The organism is Roseococcus pinisoli (genome assembly GCF_018413645.1).
Taxonomy (GTDB): Bacteria; Pseudomonadota; Alphaproteobacteria; order Acetobacterales; family Acetobacteraceae; genus Roseococcus; species Roseococcus pinisoli.
The window spans coordinates 978589-1001524 of the sequence record NZ_JAHCDA010000001.1; the positions used below are offsets into that span (position 1 = coordinate 978589).

General features: G+C 71.5%; 17 protein-coding genes and 1 tRNA gene. 11 read left to right on the plus strand and 7 right to left on the minus strand.

Translation table 11 applies throughout. The annotated features are described in order from the left end of the window. Positions 1-26: 26 nt before the first annotated feature. Together lysA and KHU32_RS04740 are read left to right on the plus strand one after the other, a co-directional pair. Entirely contained in the window at positions 27-1391 is a 1365-nt protein-coding gene (gene lysA, locus KHU32_RS04735; protein ID WP_213668865.1) for a diaminopimelate decarboxylase, read from the plus strand. Continuing rightward, the gene (locus KHU32_RS04740; RefSeq protein ID WP_213668866.1) at positions 1388-3931 is read left to right on the plus strand and encodes a TIGR02302 family protein; all 2544 of its coding nucleotides are present in this window, start codon (positions 1388-1390) and stop codon (positions 3929-3931) included. Before lysA ends, KHU32_RS04740 begins: the two co-directional genes overlap by 4 nt. A gap of 54 nt (positions 3932-3985) precedes the next feature. Here KHU32_RS04740 and KHU32_RS04745 read toward each other — a convergent pair whose 3' ends face one another. The 4 genes from KHU32_RS04745 to hemE form a co-directional block, all read right to left on the minus strand. After that, positions 3986-5212 (minus strand): MFS transporter, encoded by a 1227-nt coding sequence (locus tag KHU32_RS04745; protein WP_213668867.1) that lies wholly within the window; start codon positions 5210-5212, stop codon positions 3986-3988. A 38-nt stretch (positions 5213-5250) separates the two neighbouring features. Continuing rightward, complete coding sequence (locus KHU32_RS04750) at positions 5251-5889, minus strand: HAD family hydrolase (protein ID WP_213668868.1); 639 nt, start codon at positions 5887-5889, stop codon at positions 5251-5253. Then, positions 5886-6968, minus strand: a complete 1083-nt coding sequence (gene hemH, locus KHU32_RS04755) for a ferrochelatase (RefSeq protein ID WP_213668869.1) — start codon at positions 6966-6968, stop codon at positions 5886-5888. Before hemH ends, KHU32_RS04750 begins: the two co-directional genes overlap by 4 nt. A gap of 61 nt (positions 6969-7029) precedes the next feature. Beyond that, a complete protein-coding gene (gene hemE / locus KHU32_RS04760; protein WP_213668870.1) occupies positions 7030-8067 on the minus strand; it encodes a uroporphyrinogen decarboxylase in 1038 nt (345 codons plus the stop codon). A gap of 309 nt (positions 8068-8376) precedes the next feature. On the opposite strand from hemE, the gene KHU32_RS04765 reads away from it, so the two are divergent. The 7 genes from KHU32_RS04765 (at position 8377) to KHU32_RS04795 (ending at position 14241) form a co-directional block, all read left to right on the plus strand. Then, positions 8377-9267 (plus strand): pyruvate, water dikinase regulatory protein, encoded by an 891-nt coding sequence (locus tag KHU32_RS04765; protein ID WP_213668871.1) that lies wholly within the window; start codon positions 8377-8379, stop codon positions 9265-9267. After that, positions 9264-9857: a Maf family protein gene (locus KHU32_RS04770; protein WP_213668872.1), complete on the plus strand. Its 594-nt coding sequence runs from the start codon at positions 9264-9266 to the stop codon at positions 9855-9857. The genes KHU32_RS04765 and KHU32_RS04770 overlap by 4 nt, the downstream gene beginning before the upstream one ends. A gap of 87 nt (positions 9858-9944) precedes the next feature. After that, on the plus strand, positions 9945-10916 hold the full coding sequence (locus tag KHU32_RS04775) for a Bug family tripartite tricarboxylate transporter substrate binding protein (RefSeq protein WP_213668873.1): 972 nt from the start codon (positions 9945-9947) through the stop codon (positions 10914-10916). A 30-nt stretch (positions 10917-10946) separates the two neighbouring features. Beyond that, positions 10947-11032, plus strand: a tRNA-Leu gene (locus KHU32_RS04780). 37 nt (positions 11033-11069) lie between these two features. Continuing rightward, positions 11070-11780, plus strand: coding sequence for an alpha/beta hydrolase (locus tag KHU32_RS04785; RefSeq protein WP_213668874.1), 711 nt, complete (start codon positions 11070-11072; stop codon positions 11778-11780). 82 nt (positions 11781-11862) lie between these two features. Beyond that, positions 11863-13440, plus strand: coding sequence for an ABC transporter substrate-binding protein (locus KHU32_RS04790; protein ID WP_213668875.1), 1578 nt, complete (start codon positions 11863-11865; stop codon positions 13438-13440). 180 nt (positions 13441-13620) lie between these two features. Then, positions 13621-14241 carry a GNAT family N-acetyltransferase gene (locus KHU32_RS04795; RefSeq protein ID WP_213668876.1) on the plus strand — a complete coding sequence of 207 codons (621 nt, stop codon included), beginning with the start codon at positions 13621-13623 and terminating at the stop codon, positions 14239-14241. Between the two features lie 100 nt (positions 14242-14341). Here KHU32_RS04795 and KHU32_RS04800 read toward each other — a convergent pair whose 3' ends face one another. From KHU32_RS04800 to KHU32_RS04810, 3 genes are read right to left on the minus strand one after another with little or no spacing between them, the layout of a single operon-like run. Beyond that, positions 14342-15061 carry an enoyl-CoA hydratase/isomerase family protein gene (locus KHU32_RS04800; RefSeq protein WP_213668877.1) on the minus strand — a complete coding sequence of 240 codons (720 nt, stop codon included), beginning with the start codon at positions 15059-15061 and terminating at the stop codon, positions 14342-14344. A 51-nt stretch (positions 15062-15112) separates the two neighbouring features. Further along, complete coding sequence (locus tag KHU32_RS04805; protein ID WP_213668878.1) at positions 15113-15535, minus strand: OmpA family protein; 423 nt, start codon at positions 15533-15535, stop codon at positions 15113-15115. After that, positions 15532-16761: a cupin domain-containing protein gene (locus tag KHU32_RS04810; protein WP_213668879.1), complete on the minus strand. Its 1230-nt coding sequence runs from the start codon at positions 16759-16761 to the stop codon at positions 15532-15534. Before KHU32_RS04810 ends, KHU32_RS04805 begins: the two co-directional genes overlap by 4 nt. Positions 16762-16856: 95 nt before the next feature. Between KHU32_RS04810 and KHU32_RS04815 the strand changes: the two genes are divergently transcribed. Together KHU32_RS04815 and KHU32_RS04820 are read left to right on the plus strand one after the other, a co-directional pair. After that, complete coding sequence (locus KHU32_RS04815) at positions 16857-21497, plus strand: NAD-glutamate dehydrogenase (RefSeq protein WP_213668880.1); 4641 nt, start codon at positions 16857-16859, stop codon at positions 21495-21497. 166 nt (positions 21498-21663) lie between these two features. Then, positions 21664-22926: an MFS transporter gene (locus KHU32_RS04820; protein WP_213668881.1), complete on the plus strand. Its 1263-nt coding sequence runs from the start codon at positions 21664-21666 to the stop codon at positions 22924-22926. Positions 22927-22936: the final 10 nt, after the last annotated feature.

Here is a 22936-nt window from a genome sequence, read left to right on the forward strand (position 1 = left end):
AGCGGCCCCGCGCCTTATCTACCGCGATGGCCGCTCCCGCTCCCCTTCCGATCCCGGGCTCCGAAACGCCCGATCCCTCCTTCGGCGACCTGCTCGCCGCGCGCCCCGCCCTGGCGATGGACCCGCTTGCCGGGCTGATGGTCGAGGAGGTGCCGCTCGCGCGCATCGCCGCCGCCGTCGGCTCGCCGACCTGGGTCTATTCCGCCGGCACGCTGCGCCGCCGCGCCCGGATGCTGAAGGACGCTCTGGCCGAGGCCGGGCTCGACGCCTCCATCCACTACGCCACCAAGGCCAACCCGGCCCTGGCCGTGGTGAACCTCCTCGCGCAGGAGGGCCTGGGCGCCGACGTGGTGAGCGAGGGCGAGCTGCGCGGCGCGCTGGCCGCCGGCGTTCCGGCCTCGGGCATCGTCTTCTCCGGCGTCGGCAAGACCGACCGGGAGATGCGCCTGGCGATCGCGGAGGACATCCTCCAGCTCAACATCGAATCCGCCGAGGAGGCGGAGATGCTGAGCGCCGTCGCCGCCTCGCTCGGCCGCAAGGCCCGGGTCGCGCTGCGCGTGAACCCCGATGTGGACGCCAAGACCCACGCCAAGATCACCACGGGCCTGACCGAGAACAAGTTCGGCGTGCCTATCGCCACCGCGCCCGAGCTCTATGCCCGGCTCTGCGCCCTGCCGGGCCTCGATCCGGTCGGCCTCACCGTGCATATCGGCAGCCAGATCGCCCAGGGCATCGGCTCCTACCGCGCGGCCTATCAGCGCCTGGGCGAGCTGGTGCGCGAGCTGCGCGCGGCCGGACACCCCGTCCATCGCGTGGATTGCGGCGGCGGCCTCGGCATCACCTACCGCGACGAGATCCCGGCGACGCCCGCCGCCCTGGCGGGCGCGATCAAGGCCGGCCTCGGCGATCTCGGCGTGAAGATCATGATGGAGCCGGGCCGCTGGATCGCGGGCCCCGCCGGCGTGCTGCTGACCCGCGTGATCGTGGAGAAGCACGCGACGACGCGCCGCTTCGTGATCGTCGACGCCGCCATGAACGACCTGCTGCGTCCCGCGATGTACGAGGCCTGGCACGGCATCCTGCCCGTCTCGCCCTCGGCCTTCCGGGCGCCGCTTTCCCCGGCAGATGTCGTCGGGCCTGTCTGCGAAAGCAGCGATACCTTCACCAAGGCCCGCGATCTGCCGCCGCTGCCCCCCGAATCCCTCGTGGCCATCCTGGATGCGGGCGCCTACGGTGCCTCGATGAGCAGCACCTACAATGCCCGGCCGCTCGCGGCGGAGGTCATGGTGGAGGGGGCCCGCTTCTCCGTGATCCGGGACCGCCAGTCCTATGACGCCCTGCTGGCCGGCCAGCGCCTGCCGAGTTGGACGGAAGGGCAGAACCCGGGATGACCGGGCCGGCCCTTCGCCGTAAGCGCGCCCTCGCCAGGGCCGCGCTGTGGTGGGAGGCCGCATGGCCGGCTGCCTGGCCGCCTTTGGGCGTGCTGGGCGCCTTCGCCGTCATCGCTCTGCTCGACCTGCCGGCGCGGCTGCCGGCCTGGCTTCATCTCGTCCTGCTGGTGGCCTTCCTCGGCGCGCTCGGCGGGGCCGGCTGGCGCAGCTGGAAGCTGTTCCGCCGCCCCGACGCCGCCGCGACGGACCGGCGGCTGGAGCGCGCCAGCGGCCTGCCGCACCGCCCGCTGGCCGCCCTGGCGGACCGCCCCTCCACCACCGACCCGGCCGGCCTTGCCTTGTGGGAGGCCCATCAGGCGCGCATGCGGCGGATGATCACCCGGCTGCGCGTGGGGCCACCGCGCCCCGGCCTCGCGGCGCGGGACCCGCGCGCCCTGCGCGGCGGCCTGCTCGTGGCCCTGGCCGCGGCACTCGGCATCGCCGGGGCGGATGCGCCGGCCCTGCTGGCGCGCGGCCTCATGCCCGCCTTCGGCCGCGCCGCGCCGCCCGCGCCGCTGCATTTCGAGGCCTGGGTCACGCCGCCGAGCTACACGGGCGCGCCGCCGCTCTTCCTGCCCGCCGCCGGAGGCGCCGCCACCGTGCCGGCCGGCAGCCGCCTGCAGGTCGCGCTTTCAGGTGGCACCGGCGGCTCGCTCCCCGCCATCTCCGGCGCGCCGGGCCTCGCCTTCGAGGCGCTGGGCGGCGGCAGCCATACGGCCCAGGCCACGCTCTCGGCCGGGGCGCGGATCGCCATCCAGCGCGAGGGGCGGGAGCTGGTGGCCTGGAACCTCGCCGTCCAGGCCGATGCGCCGCCCGTCGCCGCCTTCACCGAGGCGCCCGGGCGGGTGCAGCGCGGCCTCGCCCTGCGCCTGCCCTGGCGCGCCGAGGATGACTGGGGCGTCGCCGCGCTCCGGGCCGAATTCCGCCTCGCCGCCCGGCCCGACGCGCCGCCCCTCACGCTCGACCTGCCCTTGCCCTCCGCCTCGCCGCGCCAGGCCCGCGGCCTCGCCCAGCCGGACCTCTCGGCGCATCCCTGGGCCGGGCTGCCGGTGGTCCTGCGCCTGATCGCCCGCGACGGCGCCAGCCAGGAAGGCGCCTCGGAGGAGGTCCGCCTCGACCTGCCGGAGCGGAGCTTCAACCATCCCGTCGCCCGCGCCCTGATCGAGGTGCGCAAGGCGCTCTCGGTGAATCCCGGCGCCCGCGGCGCGGCGATGCGCGAGCTGGACCGGATCGCCGGCGAGCCCGACGCCTTCGAGCATGATCCCGCCACCTTGCTGACGCTGCGCACCACGCGCGGCCAGCTCCAGCGCGACCGCCGGTCCGAGGCCATCGACGAGGTGCAGGAGCTGCTGTGGGAGGCGGCCCTCGCGCTCGAGGAAGGCCGGGACGGCCGCACCGCCCGTGCCCTGGCCGAAGCGCAGCGCCAGCTGAGCGAGGCGCTGAACGAGGCCGAGCGCAACCCGCAGGACGAGCAGCAGCGCAGCGAGGTCCAGCGCCGCATCGAGGAGCTGCGCGAGGCCATCCGCCGCCACCTGGAGGCCCTGGCCGAACGCCTGCAGCGCGAGAATGCGGAGGCGCTGCCCTATGACCCGCAGCAGCGCATGCTCGACCAGCGCGACATGGACCGCCGCACCCGCCGCATGGAGGAAGCCGCGCGCGAGAACCGCATGGAGGATGCCCGCCGCGAGCTGGCCGAGCTCGAGGAAATGCTCCGCGCCCTTCAGGAGGGCCGGATGGCCCGCGGCGAGAATCCCGAGCGGCAGCGGCAGCGCGAGCGCGGCCAGCAGCAGATGGGCGCCGTGCAGGACATGGTCCGGCGCCAGGGCGAGATGCTCGACCAGGGGCAGCGCCGCGCCGAGCAGCAGGAGCAGCGCGACCAGCAGGAGCGTCGGCAGCGGCAGCAATCGCCCTGGAGCCGCTCGCCCTCCCCGGATCAGGACCAGACCGGGCGCCAAGCCCAGAGCGACGCCCAGGCCGAGGGCCGCCGCCAGCGCGCGCTCCGCCGCGCCTTGGGCGAGCTCATGCAGCAGCAGGGCGACCTGACCGGCGAGATCCCCGAGGCCCTCGGCCGCGCCGATCAGGCGATGCGCGAGGCGCAGGAAGCGCTCGGCAATGGCACCGATGCCCGCCCGCACCAGCAGGAGGCCATGCGTCGCCTCCAGGAGGGCGGCCGCCAGATGGCGCAGCAGATGCAGCGCCAGTTCGGCCAGGGGCAAGGCGAAGGCCAGGGCGAAGGCGATGAGGGCGAGCCCGGCGACATGGAGATGGGCGGCCAGGGCGACGAGGGCGAGCAGCAGCTGGGCGAGGGGCGCGATCCGCTCGGCCGGCGCAGCCGCGAGAGCACCGGCAATGCCGATAATGGCGGCGATACCCGCGTGCCGGAGGAAGCCGAGCTCCTGCGCACCCGCCGCCTGCAGGAGGAGCTGCGCCGCCGCGGCGCCGAGCGCGAGCGCCCCTCCGAGGAGCTGGAATACATCGACCGCCTGCTGCGGCGGTTCTGAAGCCTTTTTACCCGATCGGATGGTTCCATCTGGTCGGGGCGAAGCCCCGCGCGGTCAGGCCAGCGCCGAGCGCGTCCGGTGCTGGCGCCTCAGCAGGAAGATCATGATCGCGAGCTGGACCAGGTTGAAGGCGATCCCCACCCACCAGGCCGCCGCGTAGAAGCCCACGCGATCGTAGATCGCGCCGGCGAGCCAGGCGCCGAAGGCCATGCCGCCCAGGCTGGCGAAGAGCATGAGCGGCACGCGCCAGCTGGCCTCCGCGGCGGGGAAGAGCGCCCGGACCGCCATCACATACGCCGGGACGATGCCGCCGAAGCCCAGCCCATAGGCGGCCGAGACGAAGAACAGCCCAGCCTCGTCCTGCGTCGCGAGGAAGCCCAGCATCCCCACGACCTGCGCCAGGGATCCGAGGAAGATCGTCCACAATCCGCCGATCTTGTCCGACAGCCAGCCCCAGAATTGCCGGGCGACGAAAGCCGAGAGCAGCAGGACCGACAGCATCGAGGCGCCGCGCGACGCGGAGATGCCCAGATCGCCGCAGAAGGCCACCAGATGCGCCGCCGGCATCGCCATGGGCACGCAGCAGAGGAAGGAGCAGGCGGCGATCAGGAACAGCGCCATGTTGGGCGCCATGCCCAGCACACGGCCGCCGGAGGCCGCCTGGAGGGCGCCGGGCTCCACCTGCGGCACCGGCGGCGGCCGCAGCACCGCCAGGGCGATGGCGAAGACGACGACGGCCGCCAGGATGCCATAGGCCTGCATGGTCGTCTGCCAGCCGAAGACGGCGATGGTGCGCTCGAAGACGAAGGGCCAGATGAAGCCGGCGATGTACTGGCCCGAGGAGACCAGGGCCAGCGCCGCGCCCCGCCGCCGGTCGAACCACAGCGAGACATAGGCGAACATCGGCGGAAACAGCGCGCCATTGCCGAAGAACCCCACACCGAGCCCGATTCCGACCAGCAGGGACCAGGAACTGCCGAGGGAGGCGAGAAAAAGCCCCGCGCAGATGGCCACGCCGCCCAGGATCGCCACGGCGCGTTGCCCGAACCGGGCCGCGAGCAGCCCGCAGGCGACCCCACCCAGCCCGCTGCCCAGATAGGCAACGGCACTTCCCAGCGAGGGCAGCGAGCGCCCGGTTCCGAGCGTTTCCGTGATGGGAACGAGGCCCACGACGACGATGAGCGGCGCCCCCGCGGCCATGGCGAGCATCGCCAGCGCCGCGATGGCGATCCGCCACGATTGGCGCGTCTCGATGCTGACCGTTCCGGCGGCATCCGGCATGTGGTGTTTCCCCCGACCGTACTCTCGGCCGAAGCGATTCAGCCGTCCAGGCCCGCCAGATAGCTCGCCACCTGCCCCATGCCGTCGACATGCGGCACGCCGAGGCCCGGCAGGATGCCCAGCACCCGGCATCCGGCGGCCACGCCGGCCGCGGCGCCCGTCGCGCTGTCCTCCACGACCAGGCATTCGCCGGGCGGCAGGCCGCAGGCGCTTGCCGCCGCCAGGTAGATGTCGGGCGCGGGCTTGGGCCGGGGGACGTCCTGGAAGCTGAAGATCCGGCCTTCGAAATAGGAACCGAAGCCAAGAACCCGCATCTTCATGGCCAGCTCCCCGCGCGAGGAGTTGGAGCAGAGCGCCATGGGCAGCCCAGCCGCCTCGGCCGCCCTCAGCGCCTCCTCCGCGCCCGGGATGGGCTGCAGGCCATGGGCGAATTCTCCCTCGATGCGCTTGCCGAGCGCCTGGGCCCAGCCCTGCGGCAGGGAGCCGAGGCGGGCCTCGATCCGGACCTGCATGTCCGGCAGGGCCATGCCGAGGAATTCGCGCTGCGCGCCATGCGTGTCCATCGGCCAGCCGAGCGCCGTCAGCTCCTCCGCGACGATCCTGTTGGCCAGCCCTTCGCTGTCGGCGAGCACGCCGTCGCAGTCGAAGAGGACGGCACGGACGGGGAGGGGCCTCATGCCGCCTTCGCCGCCAGCGACTGGGCCCTGGCATGCGGGCAATCCGTGTGCTGCCGCGGGCATTGGCGCGCGCCGGCGAAGCTGCACAGCGTCCGCGCCGAATGCTGCGCCCGCCGCGTCAGGTCGGCCAGGGATTGGATGAAGGCATGGTCGGAATTCTGCGCCGGCACCCGGAAATATCCCGGAATTCCAAGGCTTTCACCAATATGGCGATATTCGACGTCGAGTTCGACGAGGGTTTCCGAATGCTCGGAAACGAAGGCGATGGGGCAGATCAGCACCGCCACCTTTTCGGCGGCGGCGCGTCGGATCTCCTCCTCCGTGGAAGGGCCGATCCATTTCTGCGGCGTGACGCGCGACTGGTAGCAGACCACGTGGTCGAGGCCCGGCTCGTCCATCGCGCCCACGACGGCAGCCATCGTCTGCTCCACCTGCCATTGGTAGGGATCGCCCGCCTTGATGATCCGCTCGGGCAGGCCGTGCGCCGAGAAGAGCACGCGCAGCTTCACGCCCTCCGGCAGCGCCGCGCGCGCCTTGGCCTGGGCCTCCCGGACCAGCCGGGCCGTGGCCCCCGCGAAGCCGGCATCGGAATGAAAGCAGCAGAGCGTCGTCGTCGGCCGCGCGAGGCCGATCGCGGCGCAGGCGTCGTGCCAGGCGGCGATGGAGCTTCCCGTCGTGGTCGAGGAATATTGCGGGTAGAGCGGAACCAGCAGGACCTCGGCCGGGTCAAAGGCCTTCACCGCCCGCGCGGCCTCGTCCGAGAAGGGGTGCCAGTAGCGCATCGCCACGAAGCAGCGGTACTCGCTGCCCGGCTCCTTCGCCGCCAGCGCGGCCTCGAGCGCGCGGGCCTGCTGCTCCGTCAGCTCGCGGAGCGGCGATCCCCCGCCGAGGATGTCGTAATTCTCGCGCGCGGCCTTGGTCCGGCGCCAGGCGATGAGCCGGCCGAGCCAGGGACGCACGAAGGACGGCACGCGCAGGATCGCCGGGTCGGTGAAAAGGTTGACCAGAAAGGGCCGCACAGCCTCCGGGCCGTCGGGCCCGCCGAGGTTGAAGAGCACCACCGCTATGCGCCGGGTCATCTGCCGATCCTGATCATCCCGGGGGACATACCCGCTCTTGCCCGGCTTACAAGCCTTCTGATCACGCCGTCCGGAGCAGCCTCATCAAGGCCGATACATGTTCGGGCGGGGTCGGCTGCTCCACGCCATGGCCCAGGTTGAAGATGAAGGGCCGCCCCTTCATGGCCGCCAGGATGCCCTGAGCTTCGCGCTGGAGGGCCTCACCCCCCGCCAGCAGGGCCTCCGGGTCCAGGTTGCCCTGAAGGGCCAGGGAGGCCGGGATATGGGCCGCAGCCCATACTGGATCCATGGCCGTATCCATCGCGACGGCCTGGACCCCCGTGGAGGCCGCGTATTCGACCAGCATGGGGCCGGCGAGGCGGGGGAAGCCAATGACCGGAATGTCCGGCCGGGCCGCCTTCAGCGCCGCGCGGAGCCGCGCCGTGGGCTCGATCACCCATTTGCGGAAGGCCGAAGGGGGCAATTGGCCGGCCCAGCTGTCGAAGATCATCAGCACCTCGGCCCCCGCTTCGGCCTGGGCGAGCAGGTAGGCCAGCGTCGCCGCCTCCAGCTTCGCGAGGATTTCCCCGAAAAAGGCCGGATCCTGGTGCAGCAGCCGGCGGGCCTGCTTGAACTCGCCGCCGCCTTTGCCCTCGATCATGTAGCAGGCGACCGTCCAGAGCCCGCCCGAGAAGCCGATCAGCGTCGTCGTCGGGTGCTCGGCCTCCAGGGCCGCGCGCACGCGGCGCACCGTTTCCATGATGGGCGCGGCCTTGGCTGCCGCACCCGCGACGTCCAGCGCCTCGAGCCCCGCGCGGTCGCGGATGGGCGGCAGGCGGGGGCCCTCACCCTCCGCGAAGGTCAGGCCCTGACCCATCGCCCAGGGCACGATCAGGATGTCGGAGAACAAAATGGCCGCGTCGACGCCGTAACGCCGCACGGGCTGCAGCGTGACCTCGGCTGCGAGCTCAGGATTTAGGCACAGGCTCATGAAGTTGCCCGCCTGGGCGCGGGTTGCCCGGTATTCGGGCAGGTGACGACCGGCCTGGCGCATAAGCCAAGCGGGCGGGGGCCATACTCCCTCGCCGGAGAGGACCTTCAGAATGGGCTTCGCTGACATGGCCGGGACCAAACCAGAGAAAAAGGAAAAGAAGAAGAGTCTGGGTGGTGGTGAAGGTAGGGCCTGTGGATAACGAGGACCCAATTCAGCGGGATTTTATCCACAGGCTTTTCCGCCGGATTGACTCGTTGCGAATCCCGCCGCGCGCTTCGCCGTCGTTAATCGATCCGGAATGCCGGAGACCTTGTCCTCGAATCATACAGGGGCGGGAAATTTGCGCCGGTTGTCCCCGCTGACACGCCCGCCATTGCCGCGACCCCCTTTCCATCCCCATCATCCCCACAACCCCACAAAGTGATCCACAGGCTTATGTCCCCCCGGCCCACAACCAATCTCCACCTGGTCTCCGACAGCACGGGCGAGACGCTGAACAGCATCTCGCGCGCCGTCATCGCCCGTTTCGACAGCCCGGGGATCATCCAGCACCGGTGGTTCCTGGTCCGCTCGCGGATGAATCTCGACCGCGTGATCGAGGGGATCGAGCAGGAGCCAGGTCCCGTCATCTTCACCCTGGTGGACAGCAGCCTGCGCCTCGCGCTCGAGGAAACCTGCGCCCGCCTGGGCGTGGCCTGCCTCTCGGTCCTCGACGGCGTCACGGAGATCCTGCAGGCGGCGATCGGCACCCGGGCGCAGGAAAAGCGCGCCGCCCAGCATGTGATGGACGCCGACTACTTCCGCCGGATCGACGCCATGCACTACGTCCTCAGCCATGATGACGGGCAGGGCACGGCGGGCATCGCCAATGCGGACGTCGTGCTGGTCGGTGTTTCCCGCAGCAGCAAGACGCCGACCTGTTTCTACCTGGCCAACCGGGGGGTGAAGGCGGCGAACATCCCCTTCGTTCCGGGTGCGGCCACGCCGCCGGAGCTCGACAATCCGCCCTGCCCCGTCGTGGGCCTGACCATCGACCCGGCCGCGCTGATCGACATCCGCCGGCACCGGCTGCGCATCATCGGCGCCGACGGCATGCGCATGGGGGAGAGCCAATATGTGGACCCCGAGGCGGTGAAGAAGGAGATCCTCGCCGCCCGTCGCCTCTGCGCCGCGCGCGGATGGCCGGTCATCGACGTCACGCGCCGCTCCATCGAGGAGACGGCGGTGACGGTGATGCAGCAGGTCGACCTCTGGCACCTGAAGCACGCCAAGGCCTCGGTCGCGCCGGAGGATCCGGCGACCACCATCCTGGGCACCAAGCCGTGAGGATCATCCTGGCGTCGCAAAGCCTGGCCCGCCGCGCCCTGCTCGAAGGGGCGGGGATCCACTTCGAGGCCATGCCCGCCGCGGTGGACGAGGCCGCCATCAAGGAAAGCGCGCAGGCCGAGGGCCTGCCGCCGGCCGAGGCGGCCACCATGCTGGCCGATGCCAAGGCCGCGCGCATCGCGCGGCGGCATCCGGACGCGATCGTCATCGGCGCCGACCAGCTCCTGGTCTGCGAGGGCGAATGGTTCGACAAGCCGGCCGACCTGGAGGCAGCGCGCGCCCATCTTGAGCGACTGCGCCACCGCCCGCACGAGCTGGTGACCGCCACCGTCGTCTGGCGGGACGGCCAGCGCGCCTGGCATCACGTCGCCACGCCGCGGCTGGTGATGCGCGACTTCTCCGAGGCCTTCCTCGACGCCTATCTCGCGAAGGAGGGCGCTTTCGTGACCTCCAGCGTCGGCGCCTACCGGCTGGAGGGGATGGGCATCCAGCTCATGCGCGAGATCCGGGGCGATCATTCGGCCATCCTGGGCCTGCCGCTGCTGCCGCTGCTTTCCTATCTGCGGGATTCCGGCGTCATCGCCCGCTGAACGGATCGAGCTTCGCCGAAAAGTTGCCGGGCCTCCGGGCCCGCGCTACCAAAACGGCAAGCAACGGCAAATAACAGGAAACGTCCCATGCAGATCACGCGCCGCGCCGCCCTTGGCACCGCCATCGCCGTCCCGACCCTCGCGACGCCTGCCCTGGCGCAGGGCTGGCAACCGACGCGGCCGCTGCGGCTGGTCGTCACCTATCCGCCCGGCGGCGTGAACGACATCGTGGGGCGCATCATCGCCGAGCCGATGAGCCGCGAGCTCGGCCATCCCGTCGTCGTCGAGAACCGCGCCGGGGCGGGGGGCAATATCGGCACCGTCGCCGTCGCCCAGGCCGAGGCGGATGGCTACACCATCCTCTTCGGCACGACGGCGATGTTCGGCGTGAACCCCATCCTCTACGCTAATTCCGGCGTCGACGCTGTGCGGGACTTCACGAGCCTCGGCACCATCGGCGAGGTCGCCAATATCCTCTCCGTGGTGCCGGACCGCGTGCGCGCGACGAACATCCAGGAATTCGTGGCCGAGGCGAAGAGCCGGCCGCTGGTCTATGGCTCGGTCGGCAACGGCTCGTCCTCGCATCTCTCGGCTACCGTCTTCCTGCGCATGGCCGGGATCGAGGCGACGCACGTTCCCTATCGCGGCTCCTCGCCGCTGGTCGCGGCCCTGCTGGCGAAGGAGGTCGATTTCGGCTTCGACACCACCGCCACCTCCACCGCGCAGATCCGCGCGGGCGCGATCCGTCCCCTCGCGGTCACGACGACGCGCCGCGCGAGCGCGCTGCCCGACGTGCCGACGATGATCGAGGCGGGGCTGCCGGGCTTCGACCTCGGCGTCTGGTTCAACCTCGCAGTGGCGAAGCGCACGCCGGCGCCCATCGTGGCCCGGCTCACCGAGGCGCTCGAGAAGTCGCGGGATGCGCTGACGGCGCAGCGCCTGGGCACCGCCTTCGTCGAGCCGCTGATCGTGCCGCGGGAGCAGAACCAGAGCTTCGTGGCGCAGAGCGCGGCGCGCTGGCAGGAAATTGCGCGGCAGGCGAACCTGCGGATCGACTGATCGCGGCTCTTTTGCCATGATCGGAACGGCGCGGGCGTGCCGGAATGGTAGACGGAAGGGACTTAAAATCCCTCGGCCGCAAGGCCGTGCGGGTTCGAGCCCCGCCGCCCGTACCAGCGCCGCCGATCTCACCCTGGATCATGGGAGCCGAGCATGGACGCCCTCTCCTTCTCCGAGGAGGCACAGGCCGGCTGGCTGAGCGGCCGCCTTTCCGCCCGTCCGGGAAGCCCGATCGCGCCGCCGCTCCCCGCCGGGCTTCAGCACCCGCTGGGTGAAGGCGAGGGCCGGCCGCTGCTTCACGTCCCGGCCTCGCTGCCCGAGGGCGAGGTGCCCCTCCTCGTCATGTTCCACGGCGCGGGCTCCGATCCGGCGCGCGCGCTTCATCGCCTGGGCGGGGAGCCGGAGCAACGGCAATGCCTCGTCCTCGCCATCAAGTCGCGGAGCGCGACCTGGGACGTGCTGCAGGGCGGCTATGGCTATGACGTCGCGGTGCTGGATTATGCGCTGACGGCGGTCTTCCGCCGGTTTCCCGTCGATCCCCGGCGCCTCGCGATCGCGGGCTTCTCGGATGGCGCCTCCTATGCGCTCTCGCTCGGCATCGCCAATGGCGATCTCTTTGCCCAGGCCATCGGCTTTTCGCCGGGCTTCGTGGCGCCGGGGCCGCGCCGCGGCCGGCCGGGCATCTTCGTCTCGCACGGACGTGACGACGAGATCCTGCCCATCGACCGCTGCGGCCGCATGGTCACGGCCCTGCTGCGGGAGGAGGGATATGCCGTGCGCTACCTCGAATTCGAGGGCGGCCACATCCTCCCGCCCCAGATGGTGAGCGAGGCCCTGGCGAGCCTGGCGCCGCCCGCCGGCTGACAATCGGGCGCCGCCCACGCTTTTCCCTTGCGTCGGCGCGATCCGGGCGGACAGGCTTCCCTCATTGGGAAAGGACGTCCGTATGCGCCTCGTCGCCGTCGCTGCCGTGATCGGCGCGCTTGCCTTGCCTCGCCCTGTTCCCGCCGCCGACCTGTCGCTGGGCTATGGCGGCGCGATCACCTCGATGGATCCGCACTACCACGACCTGTCGCCCAACCACGCGGTGGCGCAGCACATCTTCGAGCAGCTGGTGACGACGGATTCCCAGATGCGGCCGATCCCCGGCCTCGCCCTCTCCTGGGGGGCGCTGAACGACCGGCTCTGGGAGGTGAGGCTGCGCCGCGGCGTCACCTTCCATGACGGCACGCCCTTCACGGCGGACGACGTGGTCTTCACCTATTCGCGCGTCCCCGAGGTCATCAACAGCCCGAGCTCGCTCGCGCGCTACACGCGCGCCGTCAGCCGGATCGAGGTGGTGGACGACCACACGATCCGCCTGCACACGGCCGAGCCCGTGCCGCTGATGCCGATGATGATGGGCGCCTTCACCATCGTCTCCCGCCGTCACGGCACCGGCGCCGTGACGAGTGACTACAATTCCGGCCGCGCGGCGATCGGCACCGGCCCTTATCGCTTCGTCAGCTACGCGCCGGGCGACCGCGTGGCCCTGGCGCGCAATCCGAACTGGTGGGGGCCGGCCCAGCCCTGGGAGCGCGTGACCATCCGCATGCTGCCGAGCGACAGCGCGCGCGTCGCCGCGCTGCGCGCCGGCGACGTGGACGCGATCGACGCCGTGCCGACGCGCGACGTCGGGGCCATGCGGCGCGCCGGCAACCTGAACATCGTCGAGAAGCCGGGCCTTCGGCTGATCTACCTCTATCTGGACGTGAATCGCCCGGTGTCGCCGCTGGTCACCGACCATAACGGCCGGCCGATGACCGTGAATCCGCTGGGCGACCCGCGGGTTCGCCGCGCGCTGTCCATGGCGATCAACCGGCCGGGCATCGCGCGGCAGCTGATGGAAGGCTTCGCCGTGCCCACCGGGCAGCTCATGCCCGAAGGCGCGATGGGCTACGACCCCTCCATCCCCGTCCCCGCCTTTGATCCGGAGGGCGCCCGACGTCTGCTGGCGGAGGCCGGCTATCCCCAGGGCTTCCGCATCGCCCTCAACGGACCGAACGACCGCTACGTGAACGACGGCGAGATCGCGCAGGCCATCGCGCAGTTCTGGACGCGGATCGGCGTGCGCACCGACGTCTCGGCCCAGCCGGCCAGCATCTTCTTCAGCCGCGTGCTGCGGGACGAATATTCGGCGAGCCTGATGGGCTGGTCCTCCAGCACCGGCGAGGCCGATACCCCCCTGACCGCGATCTCCGCCACCCAGGATCCGGCACGGGGCCGGGGCGCGGTCCTGCGGGCCTCGCACTACACCAATCCGGCGGTGGATACGCTGATCGACCGCGCGCTGGCGACCATCGATCCCCGGCAACGGGAGGCGCTCTACCAGGAGGCCATCCGCGATTCCATCCAGCGCGACGTGGCGGCGATTCCGCTGCATCACCAGGTCAATATCTGGGCCACCAGGCCCGGCATCACCTATGCGCCGCGCCTGCAGGAGACGTCCCGCGCCATGGAATTCTCACCGGCGGCGCGGCGCTGACGCGCCCATAAATGCCACGGAACTGACACACGGCCGCCCGGTCGGACATGCTAAATCCCAGGCATGAAAAAAGGATCTCGCTCGGGTAGCTCCCGGGCACGCGCCTGACAGCGTCCGCCTGGTCCTGAGGACCAGACGCCCCAAGGGGGCTTCGGACATCAACAATTCTGTCAGGGTATCATGTCTTCGTTCCGGGGCTATTCGCCCCTCGTCTACCGCCGGATCGGCCGCGCCGATCTGGCTCGCGTGGAATTGCTGGATCTCGATCCGGAGCAGGTCGAACGCTATCTCGACCCGCTGTCCGAGATCGTGGCGGCCGTCCGTAAGGGGCCGGCGCATTCGCTGATCGGCGTCGAGCTGGCTGGCGAGCTGATCGGCTTCTACGTCGTCCATCCCGATCGCCGCGACGCCGCCTGCTGGTGGCTGGGCTGGCTCGCCCTGTCGCGCGCGCATCAGGGCTCGGGTCATGGCGGCGCCATCCTCGTCGCGGTGAGGGAGCGGCTGAGCCGCATCCCCGGCTGCCGGCGGATCCGCCTGCTGGTGGTCGCCGAGAATCACGGCGCTCGCCGCCTCTATGCCCGGCACGGCTTCCGGCTCGTGGACATCCGTCCCCGGACCGGCGACCTCGTGCTGGAGCATGATTGCGGCGACGGCCGGCCGGAGGGGCAGGTCACCCCGCTTTCCCTCGGCCGGGGCTTCGCCTCCGACGCGTCGGGCCATCTGCGGCTGCGGCCGAAAGCCGGGCCGCATGCCGCCTGGGTCATCGGCGTGGAGCGTGGCCCGCCGGGCCTCGCCCCTTAGCGCCTCACCCCGATCAGATGGAATCATCCGGTCGGGTAAAGATCATCGGAAAACAAAAGGGTAGAGCGTTTGCCGTGAGCCCTTGCGCACGGAAAATGATCTAGCGGGAGGCGAGCATCTTCGCGCGATAGTCCTTCACGCGCTGGACCAGTCCGGGCCGCGCCATGGACCGCGCGAGGGCGGCGAGGTCGCCGTCGTCATCCGCCTGGCGCGAGCGGGCGTGCAGCATCGACACCGTCATGGGATCGAGCCGCTCGGCATCGCGCACGGCGGCGGGAACGACCTCATCCGCCGTGCCGATCGCGGTGGCGAAGCCCATCGCCAGGGCGGCCGGCGCATCGATCGGCTCGCCCTTGAGCAGCAGGGCCCGCGCCCGTGAATTCCCGACCAGCCCCGCCAGTCGCGCGGTGCCGAGCACCAGCCCGAAGGCCGGACCGGGGAAGCTGAAGCGCGCCTCTTCCTGCGCGACCCGATGGTCGCAGGCGGCGAAAAGATCCGCCCCCGCGCCGAAGATGCGGCCATTGCCGATGGCCATGGTCGTCACCGGTGCGCCATGCACCTTCTGCAGCAGCAGCTCGATCCGCAGGATGCGCAGCGCCAGATCGCCGTCGGAGATCGTGTCCAGGTCGCCGAGGTCGAGGCCGGTGCAGAAATGCTTGCCGGCGCCGCGCAGCACGATGAGCCGCGCGCCCGTCTCCACCGCCTCGTCGAAGGCGAGGGAGATCGCGTCCACCAGCTCGGCGCCCAGCGCATTGCCGCGATCCGGCCGGTCGAGCCATAGCGTCGCGACCGAGGCGTCGCGTTCAACCTTCACTGACATGGGGTGACTCCGTGACCCTGGCGGGCCTGGGCCCGATTTCCTGGCGCATCCTCAAGGCGAGGGCAGCAGAACGATCAGCGCCCCCGCCCGGCGATCCACGCCGCTGCGGGTGAAGCCGCGCGTCCGTGCCTCGGCGCGGATGCGGTCGCGCTCGATGCCCATCCGGGAGAGCTCCAGCCCCACGGCGCGGGCGCGCCGCGCGGCCAGGCGCGCGCCGGTCTGCGCCCCGCCCTCATTCGCCGAAGCGAAGCCCAGGACGCAGATATTCCTCTCGCGATCGCCGCGCGCGAGCTCGGCGAGCGGTTCCAGCACGCCGCGGGCATCTGAACCCACGCGGTCCGCATTGCGGGCGAAGGTGACGGTCGCCGCGTCGTCCTGCAGGCGCTCGACGCCCACGCAGGAGAATTCGCGCACCTGCGCCTTTGCGGGAAGAGCGGCCAGGATCAGGGGCAGCGCCAGTGCGAGGCGCTTCACGTCGCCACCAGCAGGGCGGCGTCGCGCAGCTTGGCCAGCAGGCCAGCGGCATCGGCCTGGGGATGGGCCTTGCTCAGCTCCGCCTCCGTCACGTCCGGCCGCGCGAGCAGCCATTGGGCGGCCTCGGCCTCTCCGGGCGTGAGGGCGAGCGCGCCGGAAGCGGTCTTGAGGACCCATTCGCTGCCGCGGCGGACGGGCTTCGCGCCGCCCACCACCACGCGGAAGGCGCCGCCCTCCGAGGTTTCGTCGGCACCGCCGGCCGAGGGCGCGGCCATGCCGCGCCAAGCCAGCAGGTCGTTTCCGCCCCGATGGAAGCGGTAGTCGGCCACGAAGCGCTCGAGCACTTCCATCACCTTGGGATCCTTGCACAGTTCCGCCAGGCGCGCGCCGAGCTGGCCCGCGCGCTGTGTCAACGCGAAGCGGGCCGCTGCGGTTCCATCCTGGCGCGGCAGCGGCTGCCGGAAAGCGGCATCATAGAGCACGCGCTCACCGAGGATGGTCATCAGGTCGATGCCGACGGGCGCATGTGCGCCATAGGCGACGTGCACGCTGGCCGGCGCCTCGGCCAGGGCGTCATGGTACCAGCCGCGCGGCAGGTAGAGCAGGTCACCGGCCTTCAGCGTCACCTTGGCGCGAAGCTTGCCCTTGGCCTGCTCGTGATGCTCCTGCGTCTGCGAGCGGAAGACGGGGTGGCTGATCGGCCATTCGGCGCGGCCCTCCCAGACGTTCCAGGTCTTCTCGCCCTCGACCTGCACGGCCCAGACGTCATGCGTGTCGTAATGCGCGGGGAAGGCCTTGTGGCTCTGCCAGGAGATGTAGACGTTCGCCTGCGCTTTCCCGAGCCCGGCATCCTCGATGGCGGAGGAGACCGAGGCCAGGCCCGGCGTCAGGCTGTCCACGTCGTTCAACACCAGGCTCGCGCCCTTCGCGACCCATTCGCGCACGCGCTCGGCCACTGGCTGCATGAGCTGTGCATTGGTGTCGCGGCCCGGTGCGGTGGTGCAATATTGCTCGGCCGGAACGGACTTGCCGTCCAGCACGACCATCAGGGACTTGCTGGTCCAGGCATGGGTCATGTCCATCAGGCGGTTGATCTGCCGCCAGGACAGGACGGAGGCGAACTTTCCCGGGTCCCCTTTCACGTGAAGGGGAGCCTTATCGTGATACTCGGAAAAGAACTGCTCCACCGTCATGGGGGCAAGAAGCTGAGCGAGCGTCATCGTCATGGTAACATGCTAGCGCAGTCCCCACGGCCACGCCACGCTTGCGCCAACCGTCGTGGCCGGCGTTGACTGCCGCCCAAGACCATTCAGAGGACGCCATGCCCGAAGCTCCGCTGCCCGCCGATCCCGTGCGGGATGAGGTCCTTGCCGCCGCCGCCCACGGCCTCCCGCCGCTGGCCGTGGCGCTGCTGCCTCGCCTCTTCGCCGGAATCCCGACCGGGGAGCTGGCCTCCCGCTCGCCCGCCGCGCTGGGCGAGGCCGCCGCCTCCCTCGCTTCCCTCGCCGCGCAGCGCCAGCCGGGGGAGGGGAAGCTACGCCTGCTTCCCCCCGCTTCCGGCCGCGGGGCCCATGGCATCGCCGAGGTCGTCACCGACGACATGCCCTTCCTGGTCGACAGCGTGCTGGGTGCGCTGACGCGGCAGGGCCGCGTGGTGAAGGAATTGCTGCACCCCATCCTGCCCATGACGCGCGAGGCTTCCGGCGCGCTGACGGCGATCGGCGAGGGGCCGCTGCGCGAAAGCCTGATGCGCGTCACCATCGCGGCCGGCGCGGGCAGCCTGCTGCCCGGCATGCAGCCCGGCGGCTGGCCGGAAGTCGAGGCCGCGCTGCGCAAGGCGCTGGACGATGTGCGCGCCGCGACGGGCGACTTCGACGCCATGGCAGCGCTGCTCGACCGCGCCGGGACCGAGATGGGCGAGGACGCTGAATCGCGCGAATTCCTGGCCTGGATGCGGGGCGAGAATTTCGTGCTGCTCGGCCATCGCCGCTTCATGCTGGAGGGCGAGGGCGCGCGCATCATCGAGGCGGAGAATCTCGGCCTGCTGCGCGATCCGCGGCTGCCGGTCTTCGACACGCTCGCGAACCTGCCTGCGCTTAATCCGCGCATCCGCGCCGCGCTGACCGAGCACGCGCCGATCACCGTCGCCAAGGCCAATATGCGCAGCACGGTGCACCGGCCGCAGCACGCCGACGTGATCGCCACGCGCATCCTCGGCGCGGATGGCCAGGTGGTGGGCGCGCGCCTCTTCCTCGGCCTCTTCGCGGCCGGCGCCTACAACCGCAATCCGCGCTCCATTCCCCTGCTGCGCGGCAGGGTGGAGCGCATCCTGGAGGCGGCCGGCGTTGCGCCGGACAGCCATGACGGGCGCGCGCTGCGCAACATCATGGACACCTGGCCGCGCGACGAGCTGTTCCAGGCGACCGAGGCCGAGATCCTCGCCGGCGCGCGGCAGGCGCTGGACCTTTCGATCCGCCCGCGCCCTGCGCTCTACTTCCGGCCCGATCCCTTCGGGCGCTTCGTTTCCGTCATCGCCTGGCTGCCGCGCGAGAGCTTCGATTCCCAGCTCCGTTCACGCGTCGGCGAGATGCTGGCGCGGGCGCATGGCGGGCGGCTCTCCGCCTTCTACATCGCGCTCGGCGACAGCCCGCTGGTGCGCATCCACTACATCATCGGCACCGACCCCGCGCGGCTCGTGGCCCCCGATCGCGTGGCGCTGGACGCCGCCGTCACGCAGATGGCGCGCAGCTTCGACGATCGCCTCGGCGAAGCGCTGACGGCCGAGCGCGGCGAGGCCGCGGCCGCGACGGTGACGCTGCAATGGCGCGACGCCTTCCCCCCTGCCTATGAGGAGACGGAGAGCGTGGCGCAGGCCGCGGCCGACCTTGCTCTGGCCGAGACGGCGCTGGCGAGCGGCCGCACCGAGGCCGCGGTCATCAGCCCGCCGGGCGAGGGGCCACGCCGCCTCGTGCTGCGGCTGGCCGTGCCGGGTTCCTCGCTGGCGCTGGCCGATGCGCTGCCGCTCTTCGACAGCCTGGACCTCCGCGCCATCGAGGAGGTGACCTACAAGCTCACGCCGCAGGGATCGGCGCCGGTCTCGCTGCATGCTTTCGCGCTGGATACAGGCTGCGACATCCTGCCGGGGCGCGAGGCGCTGCTGCTGGACGCGCTGGAGACGCTGATCGCGGGCGAGATCGAGGCCGATGGCTTCAACCGCCTCGTGCTCCGCGCCGGGCTCGACTGGCGCGAATGCTGGCTGATCCGCTCGATGTACCGCTGGCTGAAGCAGGTCGGCTTCCCCTTCGCGCAGGAGAGCGTGGCGGCGGCGCTGGCCGCGACGCCGGAAGCCGCGCGCCTTCTCGCCGACCTGTTCCACCGCCGCTTCGATCCGGCCGGCGCGCAGCGTGACGAGGCTACGCTGGACGCGGCCTGGGCGGCGATGCTCGAGAAGGTTTTCGATCCGGACACCGACCGCATCCTGCAGCGCCTGCGCCGGATGCTCGACGGCATGCTCCGCACCAACTTCTACCAGCGGAAGCCCTACCTCGCCTTCAAGCTGGACAGCGCCATCGCCGGCGACATGCCCGCGCCACGGCCCTGGCGCGAGATCTTCGTGCACAACGCGGCCATGGAGGGCTGCCACCTGCGCGCCGGGCCCGTCGCGCGCGGCGGTATCCGCTGGTCCGACCGGCGGGAGGATTTCCGCACGGAGATCCTGGGCCTGCTGAAGGCGCAGCGGCTGAAGAACGTCGTCATCGTGCCGACCGGCGCGAAGGGCGGCTTCGTGCTGAAAGGAACCGTGCCCACCGAGCGCGAGGCCTTCCAGCAGACCGGCATCGCGGCCTACCGCACGCTGGTGCGCGCCATGCTCGACCTCACGGACAACCTGCGCGGAACCGAGGTGATCACGGCGCCGGACACCATCCGCCGCGACGGCGACGATCCCTATATCGTTGCCGCGGCCGACAAGGGCACGGCCACCTTCAGCGACATCGCCAACGGGCTCTCGGCCGAATACGGCTTCTGGCTGGACGACGCCTTCGCCTCCGGCGGCTCGGCCGGCTACGATCACAAGGGCATGGGCATCACCGCGCGCGGCGCCTGGGTGATGATCGAGCGCCATTTCGTGGAGGCCCTGGGCCGCTCCATCCACGATGCACCCTTCACCGTGGCCGGCGTGGGCGACATGTCGGGCGACGTCTTCGGCAACGGGCTGCTCATCTCCAGGCAGACGAAGCTGCGCGCCGCCTTCGACCACCGCCACATCTTCCTCGACCCCGACCCCGACCCGGCGGGGAGCCATGCCGAGCGCGAGCGACTCTTCGCGCTGCCGCGCTCCTCCTGGGCGGATTACGACGCGAAGCTGATCAGCCAGGGCGGCGGCGTTTTTCCGCGCAACCTTAAGACCATTCCGCTGAGCAAGGAGGCGAAGGCCATGCTCGGCCTGACCGCCGACCGCGCCGAGCCGGCCGCCGTGCTGCAGGCCATCCTGCGCATGGAGGCCGACCTGCTCTATTTCGGCGGCATCGGCACCTACGTGAAGGCGGCCGCGGAGAGCCAGGCCGAGGCCGGTGATCGCGCGAACGACGCCATCCGCATCGACGGTCGCGAGATCCGCGCGAAGATCGTGGGCGAGGGCGCCAATCTCGGCGTGACGCAGGCGGGGCGCATCGAGGCGGCGCGCAACGGCACCCGCATCAACACCGACGCGCTGGATAATTCCGCGGGCGTCAGCACCTCGGACCACGAGGTGAACATCAAGATCCTGCTGGCCGATGTCGAGGCCGAGGGGATGATGACGCGCAAGCAGCGCGACGAGCTGATGGAGCGCATGACCGACGAGGTCGCGGGGCTGGTGCTGCGCGACAACGAGCTGCAATCCGTCGCCGTCTCGCTGGAAGTGCGGGCGGGCGCGGCAGCGCTGGCCGCGCAGGGTGCGCTGATGACGCGGCTGGAGCAGGAGGGCCTGCTCGACCGGGCGCAGGCGGGGGGCCTGCCGGACGATGCGGCGCTGGCGGCGCGGATGGCGCGCGGCGAGGGCCTGACCCGGCCCGAGGTCGCGGCGCTGCTTCCCTTCGCCAAGCTCTGGCTCGGCGAGGCGGTGGTGGACAGTGCGCTGCCGGACGATCCGGTCTTCGCGCCGCTGCTGGCGGATTATTTTCCCACTCCCCTGCGCGAGGAGCGTTTCGCGAAATACGTCGCCCGCCACCGGCTGCGGCGGGACCTGATCGCGACCGGCCTCGCCAACCAGGTCGCGAACCGGCTGGGCTGCGCCGGGCTGGCGCGCCTGGTGGCGGAGGCGGAGCCGGCGGAGGTGGTCGGCGCCGTCTGGCTGGCCTCCGAGCTCTTCGGCCTCGAGGCCCGCTTCGAGGAGGCCGAGCAGGCGCCCGCCGAGCCGCGCCTCGCCGCGCAGGCCACGCTGCGCACGCTGCTGGAGGCGGCCGCCGTGGAGTTGATGGCACCGGCGCGGACGGGGCTGGCCGCGGCCATCGCCACCCTTCGCGACGGCATCGCGACGCTGGCCTCCGGCGAGATGGCGGCCCGGGCGGACGACGCCTCGGGCCTTCCGGGCGACCTGGGCGGTTTCGTGGCCGCCGCGCCCGGGCTGGCGGCCGCCCCCTCCATCGTGCAGCTCGCGCGCGCCAGCGGCGCGACGCCGGCCGCGGCCGCGGCGGCCTGGAACGAGGCGGGGGCCGCCGTTCATCTCGACGCCCTGGCCGAGGCCGCGCGGCGCATGCCGGTCCCCGGCCTGTACGGCGACCGGGCACGGGCGGCGCTGCTGGCCGACCTCCGCAACACCCAGGCGCGCCTCGCCGCCGGGCGCCTCGCCGGCAGTGCCGTCGAGGGGCCGGTGACGGAGGCGGTGCGCAAGCTGGTGCGCGAGGCGGCGGCAGCGGGCGATGTCGCGGCGGTCACGGTCGCGGCGCGCGCGCTGGCCACCCTCGCGGTGGCGTCGGCCTGACACGGCCGGTTTCCGCGTCGCGGCAAACCGGGCTACAGCGCAACCCGATCGGGCGATATCGCTTGATCGGGTGGTGATGTTCGATGACCGCCACCGGCTTCGGCCCGGTGGTCCTTTCGCGGGACTCTCTCCTGCTCCGGTCCGTCGAGATCCGCGGGGGAACGGCATGACGCGACGCGAATGGGCCTGGGCCAGCTATGACTGGGCGAATTCCGCCTTTCCCACGGTGGTCTCCACCTTCGTCATCGCCGCCTATTTCACGAAGGCCGTCGCGCCCGACCCGGTGACGGGCCAGGTGATGTGGGGCTGGATGCAGGCGCTGGTGGGGCTGGCCATCGGGCTGATCTCGCCGCTGCTGGGCGCCATCGCTGATGCGGGCGGCAAGCGGCGCTCCATGCTGCTGACGACCACGGCGCTCGCCGCCCTCGCCACGGCCGGCCTCTGGTTCGCGAAGCCGGACCCGGCCTATGCCCTCTGGGCGCTGGCCTGCGTCGCGCTGGGCACGCTGTTCTTCGAGCTCGGCACCGTCTTCTACAATGCCCTGTTGCCAGCCGCGACGACGCGCGAGCGGCTGGGCCGTATCTCGGGCATCGGATGGGCACTGGGCTATGCCGGCGGCCTTGCCTGCCTGGTGCTGTGCCTCGCCGTGCTGGTGCAGCCGGACCCGCCGCCCTTCGGGCTCGACCGCAGCCAGGCGGAGGAGGTGCGCGCGACGGCGCTGGTCGTCGCGGCCTGGATGCTGTTCTTCGGCTGGCCCGTCCTCGTCTTCGTCAAGGAAGGGCCCGGCGAGCGGCGGCCCTGGGGGCGGGCGGCGATGCATGGCGTCACGGAGACGCTACGGCTGCTGCGCGGCCTGCCGCGTCATCCGGCGATCCTGCGCTTCATGCTCGCGCGGCTCTTCTACACGGACGGGCTGAACGTGCTCTTCGCCTTCGGGGCGGTCTTTGCCGCCGGCGTGCACCGCATGGGCATGGAGGAGATCCTGCTCTTCGGCATCGCGCTGAATGTGAGCGGCGGCATCGGCGCCTTCGCCGGCGGCTGGATCGAGGAGCGGCTGGGCGCCAAGCGCACCGTCCTGATCGCGCTTCTCGCGCTGATGGTGCTGGGCGGCGCCATGCTGCTCGCGGAGAGCAAGAGCGTCTTCTGGGTGCTGGGCGTCGCGCTGGGCCTCTTCTTCGGTCCTTCCCAGGCGGCAAGCCGCAGCCTGATGGCGCATCTGGCCCCCCCGGCGGAGGTCACGGCCTATTTCGGCCTCTATGCCTTCTCCGGCCGGGCGACGGGCTTCCTGGGGCCGGCCCTGCTGGCCCTCGTCACGGCCGCGAGCGGCAGCCAGCGCGCCGGCATGGCGGTGGTGCTGGTGATGCTGGCGGTGGGCGCCGCGATCCTGGCCGGCGTGCCGCAGCCGCGCGACGGGCGGTCGGCGAGATAGCGCGGGTAAC